We start from the raw sequence: 25,736 nt of genomic DNA, 5'->3' as shown, positions 1-25,736 counted from the left end.
CGGTCTGCGGAATTGCCGCAACAGCTTCTCGATCAGCGGCGCGTACGCCAAGACCCAGCGGTTCAGGGTGCTGTGATCGACCTCCAGGCCACACGCCAGGAATCATTCCTCGATATCGCGGTGGCTGGGCGAATAACGCAGGTACCAGGTGACAGCCTGCAGGAGGAGCGACGCATCGTAGTGCCGTCGATTGAAGTGCGCCTGGGAGGGCTGCTCCAGCTTGGCGGCGATAGCGGACAGGATCATCGGCCTGCCTCTAGGCGGACGCGGCAAGCTGGTCAGGGATGGCTAACGATCCGTGAACGACGGCGCATTCGCGTTTGCGACAGGCCCAGCGCCCGCCGGGGAGGTTGTAAAAGCTTTCGTAGGAGTAGTGAATGACGCTGACCCGTTCAGGGTTGACGAACAGCTGCTTGAGCTTTGCACGCACTTTCCCATGACGCTCGAACTGATTTGCGGTCATCTAAGCTTTTGCCTATCTCGCCGCAGCTACTTCGAGGTGCACACTGGCTGCCTTCTGCACAGTCTCCAAAACATTAAACAGGTTGCTAGCGGTCGGATTGCCGGCCGAGCTGAGCATGCGCATCAGGCTCTTCGACGAGCTGCTGGTCTCTGCGGCCAGGCGCTCGAAGCCGATCGTTGCGTTGATGTAGTCGCGCAGGACGGCTTTGCCGGTCTCCAGGTCGCCGGCAAGGAACTGGTCGACCGCTTCGGTCAGCAGGGCGTCACGGAACGCCGGGTCACGCTCGGCACGCGCCTTCACGGTGTCCTTGAAACTGCGGGTAAGGGCCATCACCCCTCCTCCTTCTTGCGTTGTTTGTACTCCGCCCAGTGCGCCTGCGCCTCGGCGATGTCGTCCTGCTGCCGGCGCTTGGTGCCGCCACACAGCAGGATGATCAGCGTGTCCCCGTCCTGTCCGAAGTACAGCCGGTAGCCGGGCCCTTAGTCGATCCGATACTCCTGCACCCCTGCCCCGACGCCTTTGGCGTCGGATAAGTTGCCCCGTTCCAGGCGTGTCAGCGCCACGACCACCTTGGCGTCCAGGTCATCGAACCAGTCGGCGAACGGGCTGCCGCCGCGGGCATCCAGAAACTCCCTGATCCCCATTCAACATAGTACCGTATACGTTACCAATCAAGTCTGCTCTGACAGGTCATGCTGTGAGGTACACTGGATTGGCTGGCTGAGCCCCCTTTCCTGCTGGCTGAAAAAGCACCCAAATGGCTTGTGGTAAGTGGTAAATGGTAACAATTACAAACGATGGGGCAGAGACCGGGTGTCCAGAGGGTCCCCTCCGGGACGCGCCCTACTCGCCACCTGCGGTGGCTCTCGGAACCCGCCGGTGGCGGTTTCCGCCTGACGGTGACGGGCGCTGACGCCGCTATGGCTTATGGCAAGCCATAAGTGGTTTGTTGTGTAAGGCCAGCCGCCCGGGCCGGCCTCAAGCCCGTCCCAGCTCACTGGCGAGGGGCTGCTATCGGGGCAAAGCCCCGCTCCGGTCGACAATGTCGCCTGACTTGCCATAAACCACAAATGGCTTAAAGCATGTGATGTGCCATAAGAGGCACATGGCAAACCTCATATGGCATGCGGCAAGCCATTAACCACTTGCCGTTTATCCTCGCCGTCCGGAAGGATGCGCTCATGAAGATCATCGCAATCGTCTCCCAGAAAGGCGGCACCGGCAAAAGCACGCTCGCGTGCTCGCTGGCCGTGGCGGCCGCGGAGCAGGGGCTCAAAACCTCAGTCATCGACATCGACCTGCAGGGCACCACCAAGAAGTGGTACGGCCGCCGCGAGGCGGAGGACGGACCCGAGGTCAACGCGTTGACCGGTGGCCAGCTCGAAGCCGCGATCCCGCTGCTGCGCAAGCAGGGCGTCCAGCTCGTCATTATCGACACCCCGGGGGCCGATACGCCAGGGGTCACTGCGGCGATCCAGGTGGCCGACCTGTGCCTAGTCCCGGCTCGTCCGAGCGTTGCCGACATCGAGGCTTCGGCACCGACCATCAATGCCATTCACCGGCTCGGCAAATCGTTTTCCTATGTCCTCAACCAGGTCCCGCCCGGGCGCTCGATCCGCACCATGGATGCCTATCGCGTGCTGCAGCTGACCGGTGCCGTCGCCAGTACGCCGCTGGCCATGCGCGTCGATCACATGGACGCGCTGGCGACAGGGCAGGGGGTCACCGAACGCGATCCGACCAGCAAGGCCTCCGCCGAGATCCGCGAGCTGCTGGAGTGGTTGCTCAACAAGATAGAAGGGAAAGCGCATGGCCAGAAACAAACCCGCGTCGCTTGAGGCGGCCCTTGGCAGTCAGATGCCACAGGAAGCTGCGCACGAGTCCGCGACGGTCGTTCAGCATCCCGCCAGCGCAGCCACGGCGACCAAGCCGAAGAACTACGAGCAGGTCGTCGCCTACGTGCCCACCCAGGCTAAGAAGCGCCTGCGCATGATGTGCATCGAGCACGATCGCGACCTCAACAGCTTCATCCGCGAGGGCATCGATCTGATGCTTGCCCAGTATGGGCAGCCGTCTCTCAAGGAGTTTGAGGGCAAGTGAGCCTGCACGGCGCTTGTAGTTTATGGTTTAGGGCTTATTATTTGCCATAAGCCCTAAATGATTAAGGTTTCTGGGCCACGGATTGCGCCGCGGCCACCTGCCAACGGGCTAAAAAACCTTGCACATTTTTGGGGCGTATGTTCCCGTTTCTGGTACGTTAATTCCCGCCCGGGGCTACGTTCCAGCCTGGAATGTCGATGCCGCCCACCCGTCCGTTAACGCCCGAAGAAGAGCAGCGCCTCGCGCGTAAGGAGCGCACGCTCAAGAACCGCCGCGGCCGCCGCAATCCGGCAACCATGCCACAGCATCTAGCGCGGACTTCGGCCTTTGCCCCGCGCAAAAAGGACCTGATCACCGACAGCAATTTCGTCCGCATCTACGAGGTGCTGGGCTACTCGGTCGTTGAGGTGAAGGGCAGGGAGCTGGGCAGCCAGCACCGCGATGCGATCTATGCCCTGTTCCGGCTGCCCCGCGAGAAGGTCAAGGTCGATAACCCAACTTACCGCAAAGGCACGTTCATCCCGCCGGTGCTACGGTACTACCAGACGCGCACCACCTGGCGGACGCTGATCCGGGCCATGGGACGCACCGAACACGTCAACAACCTGCTCAGCCTGGTGCACGTGTTCCAGGAGATTCAGCAGGTCAGCGTGCTGATCCACGAAGGTCGCTCCCTCAAGGAGCTGGAGGCGATCAAAAGCGAGCGTACCCGCAACATGCTCCCCGATGGGGCCGGCTCAGCGTCCTCGCTGATCACCGACGTCAGTTGGGAAGGCGCCCGGCTCGACAGCCCCGTGACGGTCACCTACGGCGCCCGCGTGTTGGAGGTGATCGAGAAGGCGCACCTAGGTGTCGTTGCCCAGAAGGTTGTTCAGGCTTTGCCAGGGTGTCTGTCGGCGGAGGGCGGAGTGGGTTCGGCTGGTGTTGTAGTGGTCGATCCAGGGGCTCATGGCTTGTGTCCGCTCGGCGGATGAGGCGTAGGGCTCGGCGTAGATCCATTCACGCAGCGAGGTCTGGATGAAGCGCTCGGCCTTGCCGTTAGTGCGCGGCGTGTAGGGCCGGGTCCGGACATGGCGCAGGCCGGCCTCGGCGAGCAGGTCGCGGAAGGCATGGCTGCGGTAGGCCGCGCCGTTGTCGCTCATCACGCGCTCGACGGTGACGCCATGTCGGGCAAAGAACGCCAGCGCCTCACTCATGAAGGTGATGGCGCTCTGCTTGGTCTCGTCGGGCAGGACGGCCGTGTAGGCGAGACGCGAGGCATCGTCGATGGCCACATGCAGGGCCTCCCAGCCGATGCCGCGCCGGCCGTCGCGCCGGTTGCCGGTGATGCGGTGACCGACGCCGTCGATCCGGCCGAGCTTCTTCGTGTCGATGTGGATGAGTTCGCCCGGCCTCTCGCGCTGATAGCGGATGACCGGCGGCCGAACGTCCAGCGCGCTCAGACGGCCGAGACCGAGACCGCGCAGGACCCGGCCGATGGTGGAGCGCGGGATGGTGAGGCGCTCGGCGATGGTCTGCCCCGTCAGCCGCGTGCGCCGCAGGGCCTCGACCTGCGTGCAGATCGCGGGCGTGACGCGCACCTTTGGCCGGAGGGGCGCCGAGCTTCTATCGCGAAGTGCCCCCGCGCCGCCCGCCCGAAAGCGGGCCAGCCACTTGTAGGCCGAGCGCTCGCTGAGGCCCGCAGCCTGCGCGGCCTCGGCCACGCGCCAGCCTTCGACCAGGATCCGGTTCACCAGAAGGGCTCGACCATGGACCGTCATGCGGGCATGCTGATGGGTGTTCATCCGGGGCGCTCGGTCAGGGTTGGTTGGCTTCGCAACCCCAGCCTCTCACCCCCGCCCCGGGTGAACAACCTTCATAGCTTCGACAACTAGACGGATCAGCCAGTCGAGGATGAAGGCCTGCTCTTCCTCGCACTTCTTCCGGATCTCGGCACGCCCGGCATCGCGGAAGGCGTGCGCCATCGGTCCGGTCTGGAAGTTCATCATCCCGAGGACCTCGCGGAGGTCGTCGGTCAGCGTGGACGGGTAGGTTAGTTCAGCCACGGGCGGCCTCGGGGATCGGCGGTTGCGGGAACGTGCGCTCGGTCGCGTCGCCGGCGGCGGCGAGCACCCCGCGGGCGAAATGACGGGCTCCGGCGCGGCTGGTCGGCAGCGCCAGCTCGATGCCGCGCGACGGGACCTTCACGACGAGCTCGACGCCGCTCGACGTCGGGATCGCCTCGATGCTCCAGGTCGGGCCGGTAGTCGCGATTGCGTCCATGCTCACACCATCCCCAGCGCTTGCATGTAGAGTTCGAGGATCGCCTCCTCCTCCTGGCGCTCGCTGTGGTCCTTCTTGCGCATGCGCAGGATGGCGTTGACGGCCTTCACGTCGAAGCCGCGGCCCTTCAGCTCGGCCATGACCTCCTTGATGTCGCCGGCGATACCCTCTTTCTCCACCACGAGACGCTCGATGCGCTCGATGAAGGCGCGCAGCTCGTCGGCGGCTACCCCTTCGGAGGATGACACGTCGCCGGTCGTCGGCATGTTGTGGACGCTCATCGACCGGTTTCCTTGGCGGGGGTGTCGTCGCCGACGTGCGCGGCATCGGTCGCTTCGAGGGCTGCGATGATCCGGCTGACGCGGGGATCGTAGTTGCTGATCCGCCCCTCGAGGTGGGCGAGCAGTTTCCTGGCCTTCATGCCGGCGTCCCACTTGTCGGCCATCTCGGAGGCGACCGAGCGCAGGTCCTGGAGGAGGGTTGGCGTGATGGTGCTGGCTGCCTCAGGCAAGGACGGCCTCGACCTGCTGAACCACGGGGGCGACCCAAGGAGCGCGGCTCACACGCCGCTGGATCTTGTGCGCTTCGATCGCAAACTCAGCGGCCTCGATCCGATAGGGCGAGGTCCAGCGGTTGGCCGATGGCTTCCCGCGGATGTAGGCCCGCGCATCATCCCGCCAGGCGTGGATCTCCGCCTCGGTGTACCCGGCCTGAAGGAGGTGGAGGAACGTGCAGCATCCCTCCACCCCCTCCTGATGATGGCGCATCACCTGCGCCATCCGGGCGATCTGGGCGCGGGCATCGGGGTCACGCCTGACGGCGGTGATGAGAGAGGGTGACGGCACGATCAGGACTCCTGCGGTTTCAGGTCGGTGGGGAAGCCCCAGCTCTGGGACGTGTCGGGGCCGAACAGGCCGTCGCAGTGCGGCAGCACCAAGCGATCCTCGATCGCGCGACGGGCGACGCGGGTCGAGATGACGCGGCCGGACGGCCGCAGCACGTAGATGCGCAGCGCGCCGGCGCCGCCGCGGTCGGGCGTGGAGACAAGGACCTGGCCGGCCTCGAGCTTCTTGAGCAGCGAGAGCGTCGAGCGCGTCGTCTTCGCCGACGGCAGGTTGACGATCAGCGGCTCCGAGGGGGGGCTGAATGCCGGCGCGGCGGCGGCGGACGGCGCCGCCTCCCATTCCGCATCGCTCACCGACCAGGCCCGCCGGCGGCTCTCGGCCGCGAGCTGCATCTCGACCTCGGCGACCCACTGCTCGATCCGCACGCCCTTGCTCTCCGGCGCGAGGTACGTCCACGGCTCTTCGTGCGCGACCAGGCGCTTCACGGCGCGGCGGAGCGACACCAGCAGCCAGAACCGGCCCGGCAGGGTGATGAGCAGACCGCGCGCGGTCTTCGCTATGCCGATCGGGGCGGTGACGGGCTTCATCCTCGCCCCGCCGAACTCGGTGCCAGGGATGTGCCGACGACCCACTCCTCCGGCTTTCGGCGGAGGCGTGCCAGGGCGAGCTCCTGGATGGGGGCCAAAGCTCCTAACAGCAGCCGGAACACTTGTCGGCCTGAGCGGTAGGTCAGGCAATCAGGGGCGCCACGCCCCACACCCGTCTGCGGAGATCGTTCATGTTTCGTGAAGTGGCTTACGCCCTTGGGCTCGGCGTCCTGACGCTGGACGTCGAGGAAGCGTTGGACGTGATCGCCTGAGGTCGCCAGAGGAACAGGCTCATGACCAACGACACGAAGAAGCCCGGTGCGCCCGCTTCGCAGGCGACGGAAGAAGACATCGCCGCGCCGCGGCTGACACCCCAAGGACGTGACGCGTCCGATGGTGAGGGTGAGGACGAAACCGACCCGAACGGTGGCGCCAAGACTGGGCAGGCTGACAAAGCGGAAGGGTGACAGGCCCTTCAGCGGTAGGCCTCTGTCTGGGATAGCGATCCTCATCATGCAGCCTTCGCCGCGATGTCGAGCGCGTCGACCGCGACGAGCGGCTGCCAGCGGATGAGGATGCCCGTGAAGACGACGGCATCGGGATGCTCGGCCTTCCAGAAGGCGAGCATATCGGACCAGTCTCGGAAACCGTCCTGCCGCGCGAACGCGTCGAGGTCCTCGTCCGTCCGGATCCAGCCGTCGTTGGCGAAGACAAGGCCGACCACGAGATGCAGCTCGATCGGCCAGACCGCGAGGCACGCCGCCTCGCCGAGATGCCGGCACTGGCGCGTGCGCAGACCGGTGTAGAGCTGCAGCCGCTCGCCGGGGCGGGCGTGGCGCGACCGGCCCGCACGCTCAGCGCGGATCGTCTGCGCCTTGGTGCCGGCGAGGATCGGGGCGGCGAAGCGGGCCTTGAAGCTGTAGGCGACCATCAGGCGGCCCTCGCTATTAAATTAGCAATTGGCCAGGTGCCTTTTTTTGGGCGGAGGCTTGCTGTATAATAAAAATGTCGGGTGAATAGGAGGCTATGTTGGGCGATGATTTGAGCAAGCGTGGTCAGACCGATGCCGAAATACTGGCTTCCCCTGTTGAGGGGGCTGTAACTGCCCCCGTGATTTTCTTCGAAGAAGTCCCCGCCTGCGCTATCGTTGGTGGGATCGGGCGTGTGCAACTCGTCGCCTACATCAACGAGGTCGGACAGGACCGTGAGGTAATTACGCGCAAGATCGCGGTTGCGCACCTGAGAGGGAATGCAGCCGCGTTCACAGCCCTGAGGAATGCAATCAACAGTATGGAGCTCCTCGCTGCGCAGGCGGGGAACGGTCCAGCAAATTGAGATTGCTCCGACGCTATCGGCGAAGCTGTCCATGCTGAGGGGCGCTCTCGGGGTCATGCGCGACGCTCCACACGCGGCTGCTTCACGCCGTCAATCACCAGGCTGTCGCCGTCGTAGATGCAGGAGCGGCCGCCGACCGGCGGGAGGGTGATGCGCATCGTCGGGCGCGGGGCGTCGGGGTCGGCCTCGGCCAGAGCGGCGGGACCCTGGCCGGCGGCCGCCTCGATCGTCTCGGACCAGGCGTAGGACAGCGCCTCGCCGACGCCCTGGGACAGGACCGAGGCGGCGATCCCCTTCATCCGCAGGACGCTGCGGATTTCGTTCACCCGGCTGCGCATGGTGGCGATGCTGCGGGCGTCGACCTCGACCCCAAGGACGCGGCAAAGATCGGCGACGGAGAGGAAGCGGCCGCCGGCAGCGATCAGGGCCTGGGTGATCCGGCCCTTGACGGTCTGGTCGCCGTCGGGCGCGATCGTACAAAGCACGGTGCGCTGGCTCCGGACCGTCTCGGCGGCAGGCTGCGCTGTCGCGATCAGGGCGTAGCGCAAGTCGGCGTTCGCCCCGTTCGAGACGATGGAGCATCCGGTCCGGGTGCGCAGCGCGATCCGGACGTTGCCGACGTAGCGCATGACGCCGCGCATGCGGGGCGCGTCGACGGCGCCGTAGATCTCCGTAGTCAGGTCGGTGCAGGCGACGAAGGCGCCTTCAGCGCGGACCAGCGTGGCATAGACCTGACGCTCGATCTCGGTCAGCCCGTCGAGGGTCGGCGGAGGGGGCGGCGCCGCGTCGGCGGTGCGGATCTGGACGGGTGCGTTCACCGGGTGGCCTCCTGTCGGGTTTGGGTGGTGCGGCCGGTGCGCCGGCGGTAGCCGTAGAGGCAGCGGCTGGCGGAGCCGGAGTGGCGGTAGCCGAAGCGGTGGGCGACGGCGGTGCGGTCGACGTCGTTGGCGGTCCAGGCCGCGAGCAGGGCCTCGAAGCGCTTCAGGCGCGCGCGGGCCCGGCGGCGGCGGGCATCGCGCTCCTCGGCCAGGACCTGCGCGACCTCGTGCTCGTCGGCGCCGAGGATCTCGGCGATGCGGACTGTGTCGAGCCCGGCGTCGAAGGCGCGCAGCGCGCGCTGCGCAGCCTCGGGATGGTCGAACCCGCGATAGCTCCAGCTCACCGGCCTGCCTCCTCGAGGAGGATCGCGGCGCGGTCTGCGATGTCGGGCCGGAAGTGCGCGAGGCGAAGCGCCAGCGGCTCAGCGCCATATGGGCCGGCGCCGGGCAGCGTGTGCAGCGGCTCGTCGAGGATCAGGGCCAGGACGTCGGCGAAGCGCTCCAGCAGCGCGGCGGTGTCCGCCGCAGGTGCGTTCGACGGGAAGAGCGCTTGGCCATCGAAGCGGGCGAGGAAGTCCTCTGCCGGCGGCGACACCCGGAAGTGCGTGGCCGCCTGGCCGCAGACCGTGGCGAGGGAGCCCGGTCCGGCGAGCTCCGTCCGCGTCGGGCGAAGGAGCGCGGTCTGCCAGGTCAGTACGACGCCCTGCGCATCGATCGCAACCGGCGTCACCTCGCAGAGCGCGACGCCGCCGATCGCCAGCCCGATGCAGCCGTCCGCGTTCGCCGGGAACCAGGTCGCGGTGCTGCTGCGGACGGTTTCGACGACGCGCAGGGCCGGGGGCATGTCAGGCCTCCGCGTCGGCGAGGGCGGGCGCGGCTGCGTCGCGGCGGGCGTACGCGGCGTCGTGCAGCTTCCGGCCGATCTCCGCCGAGATCTCCGAGCGGCGGGCGGAGTACGTTGCCGCCACCAGCGGGTAGTCGACGGGCAAGCCCCACTTCCGGCGGTAGTCCTCCGGGGTCAGGCCCCGGATCGTCAGATGGCGGCGCAGGGCCTTGTAGGGCTTGCCGTCCTCGAAGCTGGTGATCGCGTCCGGCCGGATGGACGTGCGGATCTCCGCCTCTGTCGGGCGGACGATCAGGACCTCCGGCTCGGGGTCGGCGAGCTTCCGCAGTGCGCCGTCGACCGAGCGGATCAGGCCGGGCAGGTCGGCCACGGGGATGCGGTTGCCGCGCACGTAGGCGGCGACGATGCCGGCGGCCAGGTCCTGGCGCGACTGTGCTGCGGCGAGAAGCGGCGTGGTGGCCGCGGTGTCGATCGAGGTCTGGGCATTCATGCGCGCGTGTCCTTTCCGGCGAATTCCGGGATCTCGCTGAGGGTCTGCAGCAGGCCGCGGACGCGACCGGCGAGGGCGGGTGTCAGCGGCACCACGCGATGGGCGAAGAGCTGCTCGAGCACCGCGATCGCGGCCTCGGCGATGATTGGCTCGTCGGGCTCGTTCGGCTCGGGCCAACGGCCGGCGGCGATCAGCACCACCGGCGGCGCGGGCCGCTCGTCGGCATCGAAGCCGGGCGGGAAGCCGAGGCCGTCGAACACCCGCGTCGCCCAGCTGCGCGCCATCGCGAACGACAAGACGAGCTGGCCGGGCGGCTGCGGGGTGATCGCCAGAAAACTGGCGAGGAAGGCCGGGATGCGGGTCATCTTCAGCGCACCCCGATCGTGACAAGGCAGGTGCGCACCGCCGTGCCAGAGGCTTTGAAGGCCCCCTCGGGCAGGATCTCCACCTTGGCGCCCGCGCGCTGGAGGTCGTCGCGGAAGGCAAGGTCGTTCCCGCGAGTCCGGTACATGAAGCCTGTCGACATGATCGCGACGAGGCGGCCGCCCGGCTTGAGGAAGCGCCAGGCGTGCTGAACGTGCTGGATGTCCTGTCCCTTCGCGTAGGGCGGGTTCATCACCACGCGGTCCCAGGCGCGGGACGCTCCCTGCTTAAGGAAGTCGCCCTGTACGACCGCCTCGTAGGGTGTCGAGCAGAGCAGGTGGACATAGCGCGGGTCGAGCTCGACGCAGTCCACGGTGGCGCCGGCCATGAGAGCCTCGGCGGCCAGCGCGCCCCGGCCGGCGCTGGGCTCCAGCACCATCATCCCGGGCGCGATCTGCGCCTCGGCGATCACGCGCCGCGCCAACTCCGGCGGGGTGTAGAACTGCTGCAGCTCCTGCCGGACGCTGACGACCTCCCCCGTCAGGAGGATCGGCTCGACTGCCTCGGCGGCGTCGCCCTCGAACAGGTGCGCCTTCGCGCGCCGGTCCCATTTGCCGCCGGCGGCTTCCAGAACCTTGTTCGTATCGGTGTAGAGCTTGCGATCGAGCTGACCGAGCGCGGTCAGGGACAGGCTGTTGCCCTGGATGGTAGCGCGGTCGAGGACCGCGAGGACCTGATCGGAAAAGCGCATGTCAGCGGCCTTCCTGCAGGGCCACCGGGATCGGCGGCGTCGCGCTGTCCGTGCCGTCGTCCCACTCGCGCATCAGGACCGTACGGATCGAGCGCAGGTGGGCCGACCAGGCGTCCTCACCGACACCTGCGGGTTGGTGGTGCTTCGCCCACGCGATCAGTAGGCGCAGGTCCTCGCCGGCCTCCTCGATTGTTCTCGCCGGGCGGCGCGTGCCGAGCCCGGAGCGCGTGGGCCATCCGCCGACGGCCATGCCCTCCCGGCGCTTATTCGCCGGGTTGAAGACCTGGCCGAAGAACGAGCGCAGCATGTGGTCGAAGCCGAGTACGAGCTGCAGGCTCGGCCGGTCGACGATGACGTGGCGGCTCACGACACGTACCCCGCGGGCTGGGGGTCGTAGGCGGGGAGGTCCTCGGACGGCAGAAGCGCGAACCCCATCCGATCGCGGATCAGCACCGAGTTCTCGTCGGGCCGATACCAGCCCGTCACGCGATGGGCGGCCTCGATGGAGAGGCACGGCTCGCGATCCATCCAGTCGACGACCTGGACGGGACCGCCGTAGTGCAGGCTGCTGTTCGGGATCACGACGCGGCCGGCGAGCGGATGCGCCCTGGCGTGCGAAGGGCGGTCGACCATCAGCGCACCATCCCGACAGTCGAGAGAAACTGGGCCAGTGCGAGCCCTAGCAGGACGCCCGACAGCAGCCGGGTCGCGGCGAACCGGCGACGGCCGGTCAGGAGCGTCGCGGCTACGATGAGGGCGACGGCGAGCAGCGCGATGAGGAGCGCCATCACAGCGACCTCACGTCGATCGAGGCCGGGCGGGATGCGAGAGCACCGGTGGCGCGAAAGACGAGCTGACCGCCGAGGGTGCGCTTCACGTCGGAGCGGCGGCCGCCCGCCATCGGGCGGCGAGGCACGGTGCGGGTGCCCTCGTGGCGGTCCTGGACCCGGCGGGTCCGATCGATCACCACCCGGTCAGAAGGGTACTTCGCAGCATCGCAGTCGACGCAGATGACCTGACAGTTCTCCAGGGTGGCGGAGCCGCCGATCGCATCAGGAATGATGTGGTCGAAGCGATAGTAGCCGGGACGGAGGATGCAGGGGCAGCGCTCGCCCCAAGGAAAGTCCGCCTCGCAGCGACGATCGGCGCGCGTCAGCGCGGCCTTACGAATGGGACTGGAGAAATTAGTTCGGGGGCTGGCTCGCACGGGGTAGCTCCATCGGCTCGGAGAGCGACGATGGGCATATGATGTCACCGTGATGGTGACAGGTCAAGCATTTGGTGCCGATTTGGTGACAGATCGCCAGCGCCAACCCTGATACGATCTGTGGATTGGATCCAGGGAAATTACCCTAGGCAGCGTCTGTGTTTCGGCATCAACTGCCAGCCGACTTCAAACAGCGACGAACCTCTGACCCTTTAGAAGGATCGACCGCGTGCAGCTAGGGCAGCCAAATTGGAAATGGTCGGCCAATGCAGGAGCATAAACATACGTTAGCGAATTACATCGTGGGCAATTGCCTTCCCAAACGCCTATACGCTGAGGCTTCGGTGATCGACGCGAACGCAATAAGCCGAAAGATATAAGAACTCCAACAATTGTTATTTGCCAAAATCCAAGGACGAGGGCCGCCAAACTCACAAGAAGAATGGGCAATCCAACAATCAACCTAATGGCGAATAGGATTTTGCTTCCGCCAGTATCAACGGGGCCGACTTCGTTCTTAAAGCCATCGAGCGCAAGATCCTGTCGGTATGCAGCAGGACGGCCTTCCTGTTCGCCGACGCTCATTTTTGCCTCTTAGACGGCTTTTGAAGGCGTGTACGCATATCGGCATTGACTTGCGAGCGGCGTTCTAAAATCCTCCATTCGTCAGCCGGAATAATTGCAGCTATGCGCGCCACCCATTCTAGGCGAACGTCCCGCATCGTCGTCGCATTAAAGCTTGAAAGATCGTAGTGCCCAGGCGTTGACCCTGGATGCACCACCTTGAGCATACGTCCATGGTCAACGGTAGCTACGGCCAACTCCTTACCGACCAATGGATCAATCACCTTAGTATGCGCTCGGCATATGATGACGGTATCAGGCCGGTAAACCGGCATCATAGACTCGCCAATTACCTGATATGCAACTGTAGCATCAGGCACACGAACGGACAGTTCTATCTCGTATTCTAGGCCGGGTTCGTGCTGGTCGGTTGAAACATCAATGGCACCACCTCCGACAATCTTTCCCCCCAATGGCACGCTGAACCGCTCCGTTGATCTGAGAAGCAACAATTCTGCGGATGTTGTTTGGAGCAAAGGCGCAATTTGCTGCGCGACAGCAGGTACCAACTCGCGGGTCCCGCTTACCCATCGCGACACATTTTGTCTGTTGGTCTCAAGGAGCCGAGCAAGTTCAGAGCCGGTCATGCCAGCTCGTTGCAGGGCCTCTCGCAGGCCGTTCGGGTATTTTGGTTCCACGTCTGGGAGCATGTCTCCTCGCTGGCGACGCCGCCACGCACCGTGTTGGTGACAGCGCTTGCGGAGTCACCGGTTTGGTGACATTCTTACCGCATGAGACTCGCCGACTACCTTGCCGCTCAAGAGATAAAGGACGCTGTATTCGCGGAGCGAATTGGCGTCAGCCGTCAAACTTTGTGGCGCTATAAGTCTGGTGATCGCCGGCCTGAATGGGATGTGCTGGAGCGTATTGCTCAAGAAACTCACGGCGAAGTAACGCCTAATGACTTCCTTCAGGCGACGGCAGATGCGGTCGGTCTTCATGATGCCGAGCCCGCCCCCCATTCCGGCGAGGCCGCGTGATGTTGCGCTCCCTCTCCGTGCTTCAGTCGATGGTCGTTCCGGGCGGGTACTGCGCCAGGACCCCGCGTACGCTGCCGGCGAAGCGAGCGGCGTGGTCCGGCATTGCTGCGGCGATCGCCTCGAAGAACTGGGTCGCTTTTGGGCTCACCGGGTCGGGGTTCGGCGGCATTTCGCCGACCTCTTCCACGAACGTAGTGAGCGCCGCCTCGCGGCCGGCCACCGACATCGGTAGCAGGGCGCGTGTCATTAGGTACGCCACCGCCTGGCGGAGGACCTCGATCTCGGCCGACGTTTCGACCGCGAAGGCGAACGTCTCTTCCGCGTCCATTACCAGCTCCATCGTGCCTCGCACTCTCGATGGTAGCGGGCCGGGCGAGGCTGCCGAGCATCATGCTCCGCACCTCGCCCGTGTTTGCGTGTTCCTGGTCCGCCTTGGGCGGACAGTCTCAGCTTCGGTCGGTTGGAGGGCATCCGCCGACCGGAGAGCCCATGGCGGGCGTTTCCTCCCTAGACTTAGCCGGGGCCTTCGGGCTCCGGCCTTTTCGGGAGCCGCCTGATGCCGGCTTGGCTTCTCCCGGTCCTCGCGATCGAGGCCGCCAGCTGGGCGGCGCTGTTCGCGGTCCTGGCCGATCGACGCCAGCGGCACGGCGATCGTGAGGGCGTCCGCACCTGCGTCCAGCTTTCCAGCTGGAGCCTGCTCGCCGGGCTCGGCTTCCTGATCTGGTCGATGGGGACCTAACGTGGAGGCGGCGTTCCTTTTCGCATCCGCTGCTGCACTGGTGCTGTTTGCTCTCAGCTCCGGCCTGCACCTGCGCGAATCCCTGTCCGAGGGCGATGTCGGCCTGATCGCCGTCGACGGCGTCCGGGCGCTGTCCTGCACCGCCGGCGCGATCGCGCTCGTCGCTACAGCGATCGGGCGGCTCGCATGAAGCGAACCGCCCTCGCCTTCCCGCCCGCACCCGTCAGCCTGGCAGCCCTGGTGCGCGCGCTTTCCCATAGTCTGTTCAACCTCCTCGCGAGGTCCGGCCGATGACCGCCTCGCTGCTCCCGGCCGGCCCCTACGGCCGCCCGTCCTCGATGCACACAGCATCGGGGAAGACCATGCGAAGATCTGAGGGCGTTTTCCGAAACCTTGGGGTGATCGACACCCAGATTTTCGGTGCGCGCATCGCTGAGTTCCTACGCGCGATCCACCCGCAGAAGGCGGCGCTTGGCGTCGAGGCCGACACCGGGATCTCTGCCAAGACGGTCGAGAAGTGGCTGGCGGGCAATTCCTCGCCGTCGGGCAACACCTACCACCGTCTGATCGAGGTCTATGGGCCCGAGCTGTTCGTGTTCGTGAACCCTGACGCGTCGCCGGCCTCCCTCCAGGAGGCGGCGCGGGTGTGCCGTCAGGCGCGGCTCGAGCGGCAGGCGGCCACGATCCGGCAGCAGCTCAGCGACCTCTGGGGCGGCCGATGATCGCCGTCGCCTACGCCCTTCGGGCCATCGCCGCCTGCCTGCAGCTGCTCGCCGTGCCGTTCCTGGCGATCGGCTGGGTCGGCACGCCGATCCTCTGGTGCGCCCGCCGGTGCCAGGACCGCGCCCGCGAGTGGGATCCGCGCCTCTGGTCGCGCGACCAGCACACCGACCTTCACCCCCCGCCGGGCGTCTGAGCGATGGCCGTATCGAAGCTCCCTGCGCTGGCGCGCCCGGCCTTCCAGCCGCCGGACCATCCCTGTCACCGTCCGGGCTGCGGCGAGCTCTGGGCTGAGCGCGGATTCCCGAACGACGTCTGGTTCTGCACGCCGTGCGTCCCACCGACGATGCGCTTCCCGAGGGAGGCCGGCTACGTGGCGCCGGACCAAGCCGCGCCACCGGCGCCGATCGCGGCGCCCACTGCGCAGGCCGCTTTCGACCTCCTGCCTGGATTCGCACCGGCATGAGCGCGGGGCGCCGCCCTGCCGGCGCCCGCTCCACTCGGAATCCGTCTCCCCACCAGGGCACGTTGATGCGTCGCGTCCAGAACCTGTTCCGACCGAGCCAGATTCACGCGATGGGCCTAGCCCTGCTCGAAAGCGAGCAGGCCGAGGCGCGAGCGCGCATGGCGGCCGGCGGCAAGGGTGCGAAAGTTTCGCACCCTTCGCGGCTGATGGACCGGATCGCGGCCCACTTCGACATCTCCGGCCGTCAGCTCGAGAAGATCGGTGACATCTGCCGGGCGGCCGAGGCCGACCCCGAGCGCTTCGGGCCGCTCCGCGACGAGATGGACCGGACCGGCAAGGTCAACGGCCCGCACACCAAGCTGCTGCGCGCCCACGACGAGGCGCGGGTCCTGAATCTGGTTCCGGCCGCCGGCCGCTTCCGCACCCTGGTGGTCGACCCACCCAGGGCCGAGGACAACATCTCGGAGGCTGCCGGCCACGACTATGCGCTGATGTCGCTCGACGAGATTCGCGCGATGCCGGTCGCCGGCTGGGCCGAGGAGAACTGCCACCTCTACCTCTGGGCGACGAACAACACGGTTACCGTGGCGGCCGAGCTGATCGCGCTCTGGGGCTTCCAGTACAAGACCGTGCTGACCTGGACGAAGCGGGACATCGGGCTCGGCCGCTACTTCCGGAACTCGACGGAGCAGGTCCTGTTCGCGGTCCGCGGCGAGCTGCGCACGCGCGCGCCGGCGCGCGGCATGCGAACCGACCACGATTGGCCGGTCGGCGAGAACAGCGTGAAGCCGGAGGGCTTCTACGACCTGGTCCGTGCCTGCAGCTACCCGCCCTTCGGCGAGGCCTTCCAGCGCCTGGCGCGGCCCGACTTCACGAACCTTTACCAGCCGGCGCCGGCGGCCATGCTCGAGGCCGCGGAATGACAGCAGTCGCGCACGCGCATCCGACGCCTCAGGCGTCACCCGGCCCCGGAGCCTAGCATGGCCTCTGGAGCGCCGCAGACCAGCGTCGACTCCATCCAGACTCGGAATCGGACTCGATTCTCGGAGCGCTTCTGGCCCCTGCCCCGCGGGCCCCCGCGCCTGGCTCACGCACCTCGCGCGCCCTGCTGGCTGTGCTCGACCTCGGACCCGCACTGAACGGCCCGGTCCGGCCGAAGCCGACCCATCCCGCAGGCCTCCTCCGATCGATCCCGAACGCCGTCCTTTTCGGCGGGATCTCCGGCGGCCTGCGCTGCGAGCTCTCCATCCGAACCCGCCCGACCGCCGATCGCACCAGCGATTCCAGCGACGGGTTTTCGCGTGCCCGAGGCCTGACCAGCTTCGCGGCCGACCGCTGAGCTTTTGCCCGAACGAATGCAGCCCTCATGAGCGTCGAAGCCATCAGCCACATCATGCGGACCAACATCCCCGACGGGGTCGCCAAGCTCGTCGCGATGGTGCTGGCCGACTATGCCGACCCAGTGAGCGGCCGGTGCTGGCCGAAGATCCCGACCCTGGCTCTCCAGTGCTCGCAGTCTGAGCGCACCGTCCAGCGCAAGCTGAAGATCCTGGAGGAGCTCGACGTCCTGCACGTCGAGCCGAACACCTCGGGCGATCGGAAGGGCAACATCTACGTCCTGCACCTCCGCGGCGTACCCAGACGGGGCCCCGGCCCCGACAAGCGCCCACCCGGACCCGGAGGAGCGCCAACGGGTGACAGCGGTGGCGCGACGGGCCGCGACGATGGGGGGACGGGTGACACACAGTCACCCGTCGAGCGCGGTTCCGAAGCCGTGTCCGTCACCCGAACGGGTGACAGCGCTGACACCCGACGGGTGACACTGCTGTCACCCCCAAAGGAATCCCCCAGAGAATCCACCAGGGAATCCCCCAGGAGAGATTCGGGACTCGTCGCTCCCCCCCGCGTCCGCTGACGCGACCACGGCCCCCAAGGGGGCTCCCTCTCCCCGAGCTTCCCTCTGTCCCGACGATTTCGCGCCGGCAGAGCGCCATTACGCCACCGCCGAAGCTGCCGGCTTCGATCGCCGCTTCGTCCGGGCGACCGCCGAATCCGTGCGGCGCTGGTCGCTGGCTAACGCGCACCGGCCGCTCGCCCGGAAGGCGGACTGGTCGCTCGCCTTCGACGGGATCCTCGACACCGCGCTTCGGGAGGCCGCCGAGCGTGCCGCCCGCGAGACGCGCCGCGCCACCGCGCCCTCCCCCGCCCGCCGCTCGACGAACGGCATGCTCTCCCTCGCCGCCGACATGATCGGAGTCCCCGATGACCCAGCTGACATCCTCGCCACCTTCGGCCTCGGCCATGACCGCACGCCGGCTGCCTGCGCCACCTTCGACGATGACGCCGGAGATGGATCGCTTCACGGGCGCCTTCGTGAACCGGCTCGAGGATCATCCGGAGGACTTCCGGCGCCGGCGCATCCCCGCCGTGCAGGCTCCGGCCGGTGATGCGCGCGCCTGGCTGGAGAAGCGGCGGGCCGAGCTGCGGGCGAGCCTCGTCCCGACGCCCGGGCCCGAGCTCAACCGCGTGCTGACCCTGCTGCTCGCCCGCAGCCGGGAGTACGGCACGCTCACCGAGAAGGCGGCCGGTCTGCGGCTCGCCCTCTACATCGAGGTACTGGGCGACGTGCCGACCTGGGCGGTCGAGCGGGCGCGGCAGGCCTTCGGGAAGCCCGGCTGGCGCTGCCTGTGGGATGGCCGCGACGTGCCCTCCACGCACGACCTGGTCGCCGAGTGCCGGCACATCCTCCTGCCGATCGACACCGAGCTGGGCCGGATCGACACCGTGCTCGAGGCAGAGCCCTACGACAACGGCGCCACCGACGGGCACCGCGCCAACGCCGTCGCGCACTGGGAGTCGATGAAACCCGACATGCGCGATGACGATGCGGATGTGTCCGCATCGACGGAGGAAGAACTCTCGCCCGAACGCGCATCCATGGCTCAAGCCAACGCGTATTTCCGTGCCCAGGAGCGGGCCCATGCGAAGGCGAATGGCCGAAGGCCGCTGATGTGGGGCCGCCTCCCCATCAGCGACGAGCTCGCCCGCAAGATCGGGTCGCGTGCGCCGGCGGAGGTCGAGTGATGCCGATGCGCGAAGCCGACTTCCGCCTCAACCTCGTCAAGGACGAGCCCGTGATCCGCGATGCCCGCTGGGAGATCGCGGTCACCAATCTCGGGGACTTCGGGTTCGACGGAAAGCTTTGCGTCCGTCACCGGGAGCGCGGGGCCTGGGACCAGTGGCCGGGCAGCGAGTCCGACAACCTCTCACCCGCCGCGGCGCGCTGCTACGACCTCGAGCACGAGGTCACGTTCGCCACACTCGGCCAGGCCATGGCCGCCGCCCGCGCCTTTCTGAGGCGTTGGGGCGCCGGTGAGATCGAGTGGCTGGAATGGGACATCGACGGCCAGCGGCATGTAGTTGTCCAGCACGCAGCTCGTGGTGTCGGCACCTTCTACAACTGGGAGGATCGACCGGACCCGGTACCAGCAGCAGCCGGGCAGCTTGACGGCAAGTAGGCGGAGGCGACTCCCGCCTAACAATATCTAGTAGTCCGGCCAAACGGGCGTTTTTACGACATTAATCTTAGGCGTATGGTATACGCCGGCCTGATAGCGCTATATTATATTATCGCCCTAATAAGAATGAAGGACTAGAGATGCGCCGCCCTCAATCAATAAATCAGGACGGAAGTCCCAATTATGATTCATCGCACTTAGTCGAATTTGATTTCTCATTGCTTCATTTTGACGTTGGCTTGCTAGGTGCCATTGGTAATAAGTATGTATATTCGATTGGAACAGTATTTTTTATAAGCAATGAGTTTGCAGTTACTGCATGGCACGTCATAGAAGATTTAATCAACGAACTCCAACCGGGTGGAGAGCAAGCATTCCAAGAACGCTTAAGGCGAAATCCTAACGTCCAAGCTGCGCTCGGATTTGGTTTAGAAATTCAACTTTCTCGTAAAATCAAAGGCCCGTCAGTAGCTGCATCAGTCATTTATATATCGAAATCTCCATTATCAGATATTGCACTACTAGAAATCCACCCTATTAGACAGGAGGGATTTGGAAATGCTCGTGTACCAATGTTACATGCTGCCCCACCCCCGGTTGGAACTCCGATTGACGCATTCGGGATAGTTGTAGATGAGCCGCGTCTTGATTTTGAGGAAGGAAAGAAGGCTTCTTTCATGTGTAAAGCCTGGTGGAGCCATGGGGTAATCAAGCAACATCTTTGGAAGGGCCGTGGAAGTATTCTAGCTTTCCCTGTTTTTGAAACGAATGCAAATTTTCTTGGTGGGATGAGTGGCGGTCCTGTTGTCAGTATGTCAGGCATCGTATTTGGAATGGTATGTTTCGATTCGGGGCCGAACATAGACAACATAGAAGCCGATCCATTATCGTACGTTTGCAGTCTTCTCCCTGTATTGTGCTGCAAGTGCGAGTACGACTTTGGGGTTGGTCGAGGTAAAATACAAACAACGGTACTGGAACTGGCCAAGCGCGGAATAATAAATATGGGCGGCATTGATCGAGTAGAGTTGGTTTGGGAAGGGATCGATGTAATAGGTCTTAATATCAAACCTATATGAGTGGTGTAAAGACTATCAGGACGGATGCTTGACGCTTTATGGGCCTCACTATCATGCGGTGGGAGCAGCGCTATAAATGGTCAGAAAAGCGTTCGTTTTCCCGACGCCTCGACATCGGCATTCCAACAACGATCCCCGCCAAGCACGGACGTGTCGGGATTGCGTGCCTGGAAATTTAACGCCAGGAAAACCCTACCTGGCACCTAGCCCGACAGGGCGGAGGGGGTATCGGCCAAATGAAACAGGCTCGGTCCGCGAGAGGCGGCAACCGAGCCTGTTCCGTTCATGGCAGAAAAGCGCGCCCGCAGATGGGACAACAGCCATTCAGGACAATGCCGCCCGGTGGTTAAGGAAGCCTGCGGTAACGCCCGCCTTGATCGCCGGGGCAGAACCACGCGGGCCCTTTCTGCCACCCTATGATGTCCGTCGAGATCCTGAAGCTGAATGCTCAACCGGCCTGAAGGTCCAGATCCGCCTCTCCCCATATGGCTTGGACACACCCCGAGCTGGACGAGCGGGGACGTCCTGCTCTGGCTAAAGCGTGCCTTCGGCACGAACCCGGCCACGCGCAGCGCGGCCGAGATCCGGCCGCTAAACTGGCTGAACGACTACCTCCTGCTCGGCGATCCGCAGTGGGAGCGGAAGCGGGACATCCTGCTCCTCTGGGCGAAGTGCCGAGCCGACGGCGCGAGCTTCCAGGAGAGCATCCGAGGCCGGCCGGTTAAATACGGATCGTCGACCACCGCCTACCGCTTGCGCGACGAGGCAGCCGCCGAGATCGCCGCCGGCATCAACGCGGCGATCGCGAAGGCTCACGCGGCTGTGAAGCGCACTTGACAGTGGGAAAACTGCGGCCGGATCACGTGCATGTTGCTCGATCGTTCCAGATCGGGACAGAACATCGGGGACCACCGTGACCGCTTCGGCATCGTCCAGCATCACCACCCACGCCCTTCCGCCTGAGCGCCGCATGCCGGTTGGCCGGCACGCCTCCGGCGTCCGCCAGAGCCGCGTCCACGCCCCGCCGATCGGCACGCGCCGCGACGCCATCCCCAACAAGCGGGTGATGGACATCGAGGACGCCCTCACTTGGGCCTTCCGCGAGGAACTGCCGAAGCGCCGCGATCGTGACGACGCGGGCGGCCCGCAGGAGTACTCGTCGATCTCGCCGATGTTCAGGATCTGCGCGCTCGGTGGCCGGGTCGAAAACTTCAGTCGCGAGCCGGGCTTCCCGGCAGCCATGGGCGAGGCGCACCCGGACGCTCTGATCATCGAGGCGGCGGTCGAGGAGCTGCGGAGCTTCCAGGGTCACCACTTCGACGGCGAGCTCGGCCTCCTCACCCACCTGCCGCCCGGCCTCGACGAGCATGCGGCCATGGCTCAGTCCATGGGGCAGCTGTTCGACCTTGTGCGGATCAAGGCCCGGCTCGGTGCGCGCCCGACCTTCGCGCGGAGTCCGGAGCCTGCAGCCGTCGTCGGCTCCAAGGGCCAGCCCATCATCTACGTGGTGCGGAACGGCGTCGAAAAGATTGCCGGCGCCGAGGGCAAGGATCGCTACCCGAGCGGCGCCTACTGCGCGATCGAGTGGGAGAGCGCGAAGGCGATCCTCATCGAGCGCGCCGACTATGCGGCCTGGTGGGCGGCCGTCGACCTGCTGGCGCACCGCCTGTCGGGTAAACTCGCCAGCATCGGCGTGCTGCCACCGGCGGCGGCGCAGCGGCCGTGGGCGGGCGAGGTTGATGCCGGGAAGCCCCGCCGGATCCTCGACAACCCGTCGAGCCGGAAGAAGCTGCGGAACCAGCAGGAGGACGCCCTCGTTCAACGGCTCCTGGCGCATCGTCGGCGGAACAGCCCAACGAAGCGCCCGGCGATGAAGGCGGCCGAGGGCGCCGAGGCGGCCAGGGGCTGAACCGATGCGGACGTCCGTCGACGCCGAGCTGCTCGCGCGGGCCCGGCATGCTGGCCAAGTCGACAAGGCCGGCCAGCCCTACGTCGAGCACCTCAGGCGGGTCGCGGATGCCGCCGAGCAGCGGGCGGTCATGGCGGCGGTCGCACGCTTGCCGATCGACGTCGACTCCGTCGTCCAGGCGGCTTGGCTCCACGACGTGATTGAGGATACCGCCACCACCGCGACCGACTTGCTCCACGCGGGCTACGCGCCCCGCGTCGTCGCGATGGTGGAGCTGCTTACGAAGCCTGAGAACCGCGTGACCTACGACGAGCGGGTGGCGAAGATCATCGACAGCGGCAACCTCGGCGCCATCCTGATCAAGCTCTCCGACAACGAGGACAACGCGAGCCCCAGCCGGCCCCTGCCAGGCGGAAGTGAGAAGCTGGCGTTGCGCTACGGTGCGTCTATGGCCCGCCTCCGCGTGGCCGCGGAAGCGTTGGGCTATCCACAGCGTCCGATGGCGCCGTGAATTGATGACGAGCGCTGGATTGAGCAGCGCAATCTCTTATGAATACGATTAGCCTTGCTGTCGAACAGCTTCAGTGATGAGCACGGTCGGCTCGTGGGCTGTGTTGTTCGGCCAAATCGGTGTGTGCCGCACCTTTGTCACTTCGTAAACATGCGGTTGCCCGGGCAGGCTCGTGATCTCGCCGACGCGCGGCACTATCGCAAAGACATGTTCCGTAGGAGCCGCGCCGTTTTCGCGGGACACGAGACATCGCACCGTCATCATCCAACTCCAGTTTTGCGGCGATAGGTACCCTGGCGCGCTAAGCCAGGCGAGGGTTTGGCGGAAACTATATGTGCGCCGCTTGACTGCGGTTTGTCGCTTGACATATACGGATGAGGCAGAAGTTTCAGACGGCCCCGGCGGAACCCCGCGCGGGGCCGTTGTCGTTTCCGGACCTGTTGGTTCGTGAACTTCGGAAACACCGACCGCCGACCGGGGAGGCCAGCTATGAAGCGCTAGCTCTCGCCCGCCGGCATCCAGACCAGTCAGATATAGCGGCCTCACCACGGGGAGCCGGGCCTTCGATGCCCGAGCCGCCGCGCCGCAGCACCATCGGCCGATAGAGGCCATTCACTCGAAAACGGCTCACGCCGTGCGGATCGCCCTCGCGGGCGTTCGATGACTAGCGCCAATCCCGATGGCCGACCTAAATCCAGCGCCAAGCTGGTGCGGACGGCTATGCGGCCAGCCAGTCATCACCTCTTCCCTGACGGGCGCGCGCCGGCGCGTTATCCGGCACCCTCTTCCGCTCCCCGTGCCGGGCGCGATCTGATAGGATCGACCCGATGACGGATCCGCGGCCGTGACCAGCCAGGACATCGAGAAGCGTCTGCTCGGCTTGTGCCAGGCGACCGATCGATATCGTCTTCCCGACCACCGTCGCACCGCCGAGACCTGCCTGGCCGAATTCGGGGAGATCCGTGACCAAGCCCGCAGGCTCTATCGCAACATCACCGGCTCCTGGCCGCGGCATGCCGGTGACGGCGGGGCCGCGCCGGCGCGACGCCCGAAGCTGCCTATCCCGAGCGCGATCCACCGCGATCAGGAACGGCGCCGGGCCAGCGCGCAGCGCGCCTGATCCGAAGCGCACTGCATCAGATAACGATCACTGCTGCCGTGGACCAGTTGCTCGGCGACCCCGTCCGCGCGATCGGCATGCCGCTGCTGCCTTAAATCCAGCCCGGAACACACCGCCTCGGCATCCGCTCGGGTCAGGTAGTGATCCGGGATCGCGTGCAGGCCAAGCCAGGCGCGGCGCGGGGCTGATCAGCGACATCAGCAACCGATGCAGATGTCGCGCACCGTTCGTGGCTCACGTTTCGGACCAGTGGCTTGATTGGGTAGCCGGCCATACGGGTTTGGCGCTTCGTTGTTTGGTACCGATCGCCCCCGTTTGGGTCCGGCTGGAACAGCCTCAGGCGATGGATCTGTCATCCTCGGAGCTGTTAGGGCCATACCCTGAGCTCTCGTTTCGACAATCGATGACGCTACGATCAACAGGGCGGCGAGCAGCACCTTCGACCAGGACATGGAACCCTTCCTCCGGCGGCCTAACGCAAGGTCGCAGGAAGAGGTTCAGCCACACGCTCGGCCACTCGGCGTAGCCGTACGATAATTGGCCTGACTGGGGCCCCAGCCGCTTCCGCTAACTCCCCTTGTCGGAACCAAAATTCGACGCCTCGGGGTGATCGGCCCCCATGAGGTGGTCCAAAGGTGAAGCTATTGCACGGTTGGCTGCTCCGCCAAGCGGAGAAGGCTGGCATGTAGACCTCCGGTGCGGCTTCTGCCGACGTCCGACCCAGAGCAGTGGTGTGCCCGTGGTGTCGCCACGTCGCAGTGCAGCAACGAATTTCGTTGCTACTTACGTAATTCGAGCGCCACCTCTTTTTAACAAATGTGGGGGAGACTGCGGGCATGAGCATCACATTCAACACTGCTATCCTGGTCAGCGCCCTTTGGCTCGCAGGCACTGTCGAGTTTGCGGTGTGGTGCCACCAGGCGCCTGTAGCGCCAGAGCACAAGCTATCAGGCGAATAAGCCAACCAGCTTCATAAACATCCACCACGCTGCATAGCCCCACAGGGCGATGGTGATCGTGAAAAAGATCAAGAGCAGCCCAAAAGTTGCCCACACCGTCAATCGTGCTCGCAGGCGCTCGAGCGGCGTGATCCGATCCGCTTGAACGGAGTTCTCGGCTTCCTCATCCATCATTTCTACCATCGGCGAGCAGCACTTTTATTGCTTAGCTTAGGTGCTTCGCTGGTCTAAACGCCATGGCGGTCCAAACCGTTCAAACAGCGGAAATTACGCACTAAGGAAGGCGCTCATAGTCACGATAAGAGTAGCGCTAGCTACGGGGTGAAGCTCCTATTGATCGGGCGCTGCAGCCGGATCCGCGATGGGGAACTCGCGGCTTTCCGCTCTGGCTACGATGCGCCGAGGAGCCCATTTGGCCGTCGTTGCGCAGTTGCGGCACACGGAACGGAGCGCGCGATTTCCACTCGCTGCGATGCGCCGATCGAACATATCCATCCGACCACGGGATTTTGCGTTCGCCTCGCTCATCGTTGATCCGAGGTCGGCAGGCTGAGAAGCCTCTTGAACGCCTTCCGTGCTCAGAAGCGTGGGCTGCGGGTGGATCGCTGCATATCGCGTTTGTGCAACCGACGGGCTGATGATGCTTACTGAAGCAAACAGTGCAATCACGGTATGGCGCATTTGATGGCCTCGATATCGATGACCGCATACGGCGAAAGGAGTACCGAATCGTCTGTCATCAATCTTGGATGAGCGATCTTAAGGAATTGCACCGCCCAAACCTTCAAACGTAGGCGCTTCCCGTCCTGCTCCTGTTCACCTCGAGACCCGATGGGCGAAGCCCGTCATCAGACCAGGATCGCGAGACGCGTGGGCGGCTGCCTTTTCCCTCGTAATGACCCCGTTATACCAACCGGCATTGATCATAACCGATAGGCCCACTGGCGCAGTCCGATGGACATGATGAGCCAGGGTTGGGCGACGAAGCGTTTCCAGGCCTCACAACACCGATCGAGGATGTCGTCGTAGGAGGTGAAGATCCGGTC

Annotated in this window: 42 protein-coding genes and 2 pseudogenes; 17 read left to right on the top strand and 27 right to left on the bottom strand. The window is 65.4% G+C overall.

Annotation, left to right across the window (positions count from 1 at the left end; translation table 11 throughout):
- The 4 genes and pseudogenes from MKK70_RS05025 to MKK70_RS30800 form a co-directional block, all read right to left on the bottom strand.
- Positions 1-246 (bottom strand): annotated as a pseudogene (locus tag MKK70_RS05025) (IS6 family transposase); the annotation flags it as partial.
- A 10-nt stretch (positions 247-256) separates the two neighbouring features.
- Positions 257-463: a hypothetical protein gene (locus tag MKK70_RS05020; RefSeq protein ID WP_243946181.1), complete on the bottom strand. Its 207-nt coding sequence runs from the start codon at positions 461-463 to the stop codon at positions 257-259.
- A 12-nt stretch (positions 464-475) separates the two neighbouring features.
- Positions 476-793 carry a DNA-binding protein gene (locus MKK70_RS05015; protein WP_243946180.1) on the bottom strand — a complete coding sequence of 106 codons (318 nt, stop codon included), beginning with the start codon at positions 791-793 and terminating at the stop codon, positions 476-478.
- Positions 793-1,107: pseudogene (locus MKK70_RS30800) on the bottom strand (type II toxin-antitoxin system RelE/ParE family toxin). Before MKK70_RS30800 ends, MKK70_RS05015 begins: the two are co-directional and overlap by 1 nt.
- Positions 1,108-1,644: 537 nt before the next feature.
- Between MKK70_RS30800 and MKK70_RS05005 the strand changes: the two are divergent.
- Both MKK70_RS05005 and MKK70_RS05000 read left to right on the top strand, forming a co-directional pair.
- Positions 1,645-2,301 carry a ParA family protein gene (locus MKK70_RS05005; protein ID WP_243946176.1) on the top strand — a complete coding sequence of 219 codons (657 nt, stop codon included), beginning with the start codon at positions 1,645-1,647 and terminating at the stop codon, positions 2,299-2,301.
- Positions 2,273-2,563, top strand: a complete 291-nt coding sequence (locus MKK70_RS05000) for a ribbon-helix-helix domain-containing protein (RefSeq protein ID WP_243946174.1) — start codon at positions 2,273-2,275, stop codon at positions 2,561-2,563. The genes MKK70_RS05005 and MKK70_RS05000 overlap by 29 nt, the downstream gene beginning before the upstream one ends.
- A gap of 845 nt (positions 2,564-3,408) precedes the next feature.
- Here MKK70_RS05000 and MKK70_RS04995 read toward each other — a convergent pair.
- Genes MKK70_RS04995 through MKK70_RS04965 form a run of 7 tightly spaced genes read right to left on the bottom strand, consistent with a single transcriptional unit; the run spans position 3,409 to position 6,257 of the window.
- Positions 3,409-4,347, bottom strand: a complete 939-nt coding sequence (locus MKK70_RS04995) for an IS481 family transposase (protein ID WP_243946171.1) — start codon at positions 4,345-4,347, stop codon at positions 3,409-3,411.
- A 45-nt stretch (positions 4,348-4,392) separates the two neighbouring features.
- A complete protein-coding gene (locus tag MKK70_RS04990) occupies positions 4,393-4,608 on the bottom strand; it encodes a hypothetical protein (RefSeq protein WP_243946169.1) in 216 nt (71 codons plus the stop codon).
- Entirely contained in the window at positions 4,601-4,825 is a 225-nt protein-coding gene (locus MKK70_RS04985) for a hypothetical protein (protein ID WP_243946167.1), read from the bottom strand. Before MKK70_RS04985 ends, MKK70_RS04990 begins: the two co-directional genes overlap by 8 nt.
- 2 nt (positions 4,826-4,827) lie before the next feature.
- Positions 4,828-5,106, bottom strand: a complete 279-nt coding sequence (locus MKK70_RS04980; protein WP_243946165.1) for a DUF2312 domain-containing protein — start codon at positions 5,104-5,106, stop codon at positions 4,828-4,830.
- Complete coding sequence (locus tag MKK70_RS04975) at positions 5,103-5,336, bottom strand: hypothetical protein (protein ID WP_243946164.1); 234 nt, start codon at positions 5,334-5,336, stop codon at positions 5,103-5,105. Before MKK70_RS04975 ends, MKK70_RS04980 begins: the two co-directional genes overlap by 4 nt.
- On the bottom strand, positions 5,329-5,670 hold the full coding sequence (locus tag MKK70_RS04970; RefSeq protein WP_243946162.1) for a hypothetical protein: 342 nt from the start codon (positions 5,668-5,670) through the stop codon (positions 5,329-5,331). Before MKK70_RS04970 ends, MKK70_RS04975 begins: the two co-directional genes overlap by 8 nt.
- A 2-nt stretch (positions 5,671-5,672) precedes the next feature.
- Positions 5,673-6,257 carry a hypothetical protein gene (locus MKK70_RS04965; protein ID WP_243946160.1) on the bottom strand — a complete coding sequence of 195 codons (585 nt, stop codon included), beginning with the start codon at positions 6,255-6,257 and terminating at the stop codon, positions 5,673-5,675.
- 293 nt (positions 6,258-6,550) lie between these two features.
- Between MKK70_RS04965 and MKK70_RS04960 the strand changes: the two genes are divergently transcribed.
- On the top strand, positions 6,551-6,724 hold the full coding sequence (locus tag MKK70_RS04960; RefSeq protein ID WP_243946158.1) for a hypothetical protein: 174 nt from the start codon (positions 6,551-6,553) through the stop codon (positions 6,722-6,724).
- Between the two features lie 44 nt (positions 6,725-6,768).
- On the opposite strand, the gene MKK70_RS04955 is transcribed toward MKK70_RS04960, so the two are convergent.
- The 13 genes from MKK70_RS04955 to MKK70_RS04895 all read right to left on the bottom strand — a co-directional run bounded on the left by MKK70_RS04955 (position 6,769) and on the right by MKK70_RS04895 (position 13,339).
- The gene (locus tag MKK70_RS04955; RefSeq protein WP_243946156.1) at positions 6,769-7,188 is read right to left on the bottom strand and encodes a hypothetical protein; all 420 of its coding nucleotides are present in this window, start codon (positions 7,186-7,188) and stop codon (positions 6,769-6,771) included.
- Positions 7,188-7,625: a hypothetical protein gene (locus tag MKK70_RS04950; protein WP_243946154.1), complete on the bottom strand. Its 438-nt coding sequence runs from the start codon at positions 7,623-7,625 to the stop codon at positions 7,188-7,190. The genes MKK70_RS04955 and MKK70_RS04950 overlap by 1 nt, the downstream gene beginning before the upstream one ends.
- 20 nt (positions 7,626-7,645) lie before the next feature.
- Positions 7,646-8,410: a hypothetical protein gene (locus tag MKK70_RS04945; protein WP_243946152.1), complete on the bottom strand. Its 765-nt coding sequence runs from the start codon at positions 8,408-8,410 to the stop codon at positions 7,646-7,648.
- The gene (locus tag MKK70_RS04940) at positions 8,407-8,754 is read right to left on the bottom strand and encodes a hypothetical protein (protein WP_243946150.1); all 348 of its coding nucleotides are present in this window, start codon (positions 8,752-8,754) and stop codon (positions 8,407-8,409) included. Before MKK70_RS04940 ends, MKK70_RS04945 begins: the two co-directional genes overlap by 4 nt.
- Positions 8,751-9,254, bottom strand: coding sequence for a hypothetical protein (locus tag MKK70_RS04935; protein WP_243946148.1), 504 nt, complete (start codon positions 9,252-9,254; stop codon positions 8,751-8,753). The genes MKK70_RS04940 and MKK70_RS04935 overlap by 4 nt, the downstream gene beginning before the upstream one ends.
- 1 nt (position 9,255) lies before the next feature.
- Entirely contained in the window at positions 9,256-9,744 is a 489-nt protein-coding gene (locus MKK70_RS04930) for a MucR family transcriptional regulator (protein WP_243946147.1), read from the bottom strand.
- Positions 9,741-10,109: a hypothetical protein gene (locus MKK70_RS04925; protein WP_243946146.1), complete on the bottom strand. Its 369-nt coding sequence runs from the start codon at positions 10,107-10,109 to the stop codon at positions 9,741-9,743. Before MKK70_RS04925 ends, MKK70_RS04930 begins: the two co-directional genes overlap by 4 nt.
- Positions 10,110-10,111: 2 nt before the next feature.
- Positions 10,112-10,858: a methyltransferase gene (locus MKK70_RS04920; protein ID WP_243946145.1), complete on the bottom strand. Its 747-nt coding sequence runs from the start codon at positions 10,856-10,858 to the stop codon at positions 10,112-10,114.
- Between the two features lies 1 nt (position 10,859).
- The gene (locus MKK70_RS04915) at positions 10,860-11,225 is read right to left on the bottom strand and encodes a hypothetical protein (RefSeq protein ID WP_243946144.1); all 366 of its coding nucleotides are present in this window, start codon (positions 11,223-11,225) and stop codon (positions 10,860-10,862) included.
- The gene (locus MKK70_RS04910; RefSeq protein WP_243946143.1) at positions 11,222-11,491 is read right to left on the bottom strand and encodes a hypothetical protein; all 270 of its coding nucleotides are present in this window, start codon (positions 11,489-11,491) and stop codon (positions 11,222-11,224) included. The genes MKK70_RS04915 and MKK70_RS04910 overlap by 4 nt, the downstream gene beginning before the upstream one ends.
- Positions 11,491-11,646, bottom strand: a complete 156-nt coding sequence (locus MKK70_RS04905; RefSeq protein ID WP_243946142.1) for a hypothetical protein — start codon at positions 11,644-11,646, stop codon at positions 11,491-11,493. Before MKK70_RS04905 ends, MKK70_RS04910 begins: the two co-directional genes overlap by 1 nt.
- The gene (locus MKK70_RS04900) at positions 11,646-12,065 is read right to left on the bottom strand and encodes an HNH endonuclease (RefSeq protein WP_243946141.1); all 420 of its coding nucleotides are present in this window, start codon (positions 12,063-12,065) and stop codon (positions 11,646-11,648) included. Before MKK70_RS04900 ends, MKK70_RS04905 begins: the two co-directional genes overlap by 1 nt.
- 581 nt (positions 12,066-12,646) lie before the next feature.
- Positions 12,647-13,339: a helix-turn-helix transcriptional regulator gene (locus MKK70_RS04895; RefSeq protein ID WP_279603523.1), complete on the bottom strand. Its 693-nt coding sequence runs from the start codon at positions 13,337-13,339 to the stop codon at positions 12,647-12,649.
- 81 nt (positions 13,340-13,420) lie between these two features.
- Here MKK70_RS04895 and MKK70_RS04890 point away from each other — a divergent pair, with 81 nt between their 5' ends.
- The gene (locus MKK70_RS04890; protein ID WP_243946138.1) at positions 13,421-13,669 is read left to right on the top strand and encodes a helix-turn-helix domain-containing protein; all 249 of its coding nucleotides are present in this window, start codon (positions 13,421-13,423) and stop codon (positions 13,667-13,669) included.
- A 22-nt stretch (positions 13,670-13,691) separates the two neighbouring features.
- On the opposite strand, the gene MKK70_RS04885 is transcribed toward MKK70_RS04890, so the two are convergent.
- Positions 13,692-13,997: a hypothetical protein gene (locus MKK70_RS04885; protein WP_243946137.1), complete on the bottom strand. Its 306-nt coding sequence runs from the start codon at positions 13,995-13,997 to the stop codon at positions 13,692-13,694.
- A 228-nt stretch (positions 13,998-14,225) separates the two neighbouring features.
- Here MKK70_RS04885 and MKK70_RS04880 point away from each other — a divergent pair, with 228 nt between their 5' ends.
- The 13 genes from MKK70_RS04880 (at position 14,226) to MKK70_RS04820 (ending at position 23,731) form a co-directional block, all read left to right on the top strand.
- Positions 14,226-14,408, top strand: coding sequence for a hypothetical protein (locus MKK70_RS04880; protein WP_243946135.1), 183 nt, complete (start codon positions 14,226-14,228; stop codon positions 14,406-14,408).
- A 1-nt stretch (position 14,409) separates the two neighbouring features.
- Entirely contained in the window at positions 14,410-14,598 is a 189-nt protein-coding gene (locus MKK70_RS04875; RefSeq protein ID WP_243946134.1) for a hypothetical protein, read from the top strand.
- Between the two features lie 208 nt (positions 14,599-14,806).
- The gene (locus tag MKK70_RS04870; protein ID WP_243946132.1) at positions 14,807-15,130 is read left to right on the top strand and encodes a hypothetical protein; all 324 of its coding nucleotides are present in this window, start codon (positions 14,807-14,809) and stop codon (positions 15,128-15,130) included.
- Complete coding sequence (locus MKK70_RS04865; RefSeq protein WP_243946130.1) at positions 15,127-15,324, top strand: hypothetical protein; 198 nt, start codon at positions 15,127-15,129, stop codon at positions 15,322-15,324. The genes MKK70_RS04870 and MKK70_RS04865 overlap by 4 nt, the downstream gene beginning before the upstream one ends.
- A gap of 335 nt (positions 15,325-15,659) precedes the next feature.
- Positions 15,660-16,517: an MT-A70 family methyltransferase gene (locus MKK70_RS04860; protein WP_243946128.1), complete on the top strand. Its 858-nt coding sequence runs from the start codon at positions 15,660-15,662 to the stop codon at positions 16,515-16,517.
- 443 nt (positions 16,518-16,960) lie between these two features.
- A complete protein-coding gene (locus MKK70_RS04855) occupies positions 16,961-17,509 on the top strand; it encodes a helix-turn-helix domain-containing protein (protein ID WP_243946126.1) in 549 nt (182 codons plus the stop codon).
- 458 nt (positions 17,510-17,967) lie between these two features.
- A complete protein-coding gene (locus MKK70_RS04850; RefSeq protein ID WP_243946124.1) occupies positions 17,968-18,678 on the top strand; it encodes a hypothetical protein in 711 nt (236 codons plus the stop codon).
- Complete coding sequence (locus MKK70_RS04845; protein ID WP_243946123.1) at positions 18,678-19,112, top strand: hypothetical protein; 435 nt, start codon at positions 18,678-18,680, stop codon at positions 19,110-19,112. Before MKK70_RS04850 ends, MKK70_RS04845 begins: the two co-directional genes overlap by 1 nt.
- A gap of 140 nt (positions 19,113-19,252) precedes the next feature.
- Positions 19,253-20,191, top strand: a complete 939-nt coding sequence (locus tag MKK70_RS04840; RefSeq protein WP_243946122.1) for a trypsin-like peptidase domain-containing protein — start codon at positions 19,253-19,255, stop codon at positions 20,189-20,191.
- A 444-nt stretch (positions 20,192-20,635) separates the two neighbouring features.
- Positions 20,636-21,028 carry a hypothetical protein gene (locus MKK70_RS04835; protein ID WP_243946121.1) on the top strand — a complete coding sequence of 131 codons (393 nt, stop codon included), beginning with the start codon at positions 20,636-20,638 and terminating at the stop codon, positions 21,026-21,028.
- 76 nt (positions 21,029-21,104) lie between these two features.
- On the top strand, positions 21,105-22,100 hold the full coding sequence (locus MKK70_RS04830) for a hypothetical protein (protein WP_243946120.1): 996 nt from the start codon (positions 21,105-21,107) through the stop codon (positions 22,098-22,100).
- Positions 22,101-22,104: 4 nt separating this feature from the next.
- The gene (locus MKK70_RS04825; protein ID WP_243946119.1) at positions 22,105-22,611 is read left to right on the top strand and encodes an HD domain-containing protein; all 507 of its coding nucleotides are present in this window, start codon (positions 22,105-22,107) and stop codon (positions 22,609-22,611) included.
- Between the two features lie 844 nt (positions 22,612-23,455).
- A complete protein-coding gene (locus tag MKK70_RS04820) occupies positions 23,456-23,731 on the top strand; it encodes a hypothetical protein (RefSeq protein WP_243946118.1) in 276 nt (91 codons plus the stop codon).
- Positions 23,732-24,678: 947 nt separating this feature from the next.
- Here MKK70_RS04820 and MKK70_RS04815 read toward each other — a convergent pair.
- Positions 24,679-24,864, bottom strand: a complete 186-nt coding sequence (locus tag MKK70_RS04815) for a hypothetical protein (RefSeq protein WP_243946117.1) — start codon at positions 24,862-24,864, stop codon at positions 24,679-24,681.
- A gap of 156 nt (positions 24,865-25,020) precedes the next feature.
- The gene (locus MKK70_RS04810) at positions 25,021-25,371 is read right to left on the bottom strand and encodes a hypothetical protein (RefSeq protein WP_243946116.1); all 351 of its coding nucleotides are present in this window, start codon (positions 25,369-25,371) and stop codon (positions 25,021-25,023) included.
- Positions 25,372-25,736 lie beyond the last annotated feature (365 nt).

It is taken from the genome of Methylobacterium sp. E-041, assembly GCF_022829665.1.
Taxonomy (GTDB): Bacteria; Pseudomonadota; Alphaproteobacteria; order Rhizobiales; family Beijerinckiaceae; genus Methylobacterium.
The sequence above is the reverse complement of the archived record's forward strand: the minus strand, read 5'-3'. Positions and strand labels throughout refer to the sequence as shown.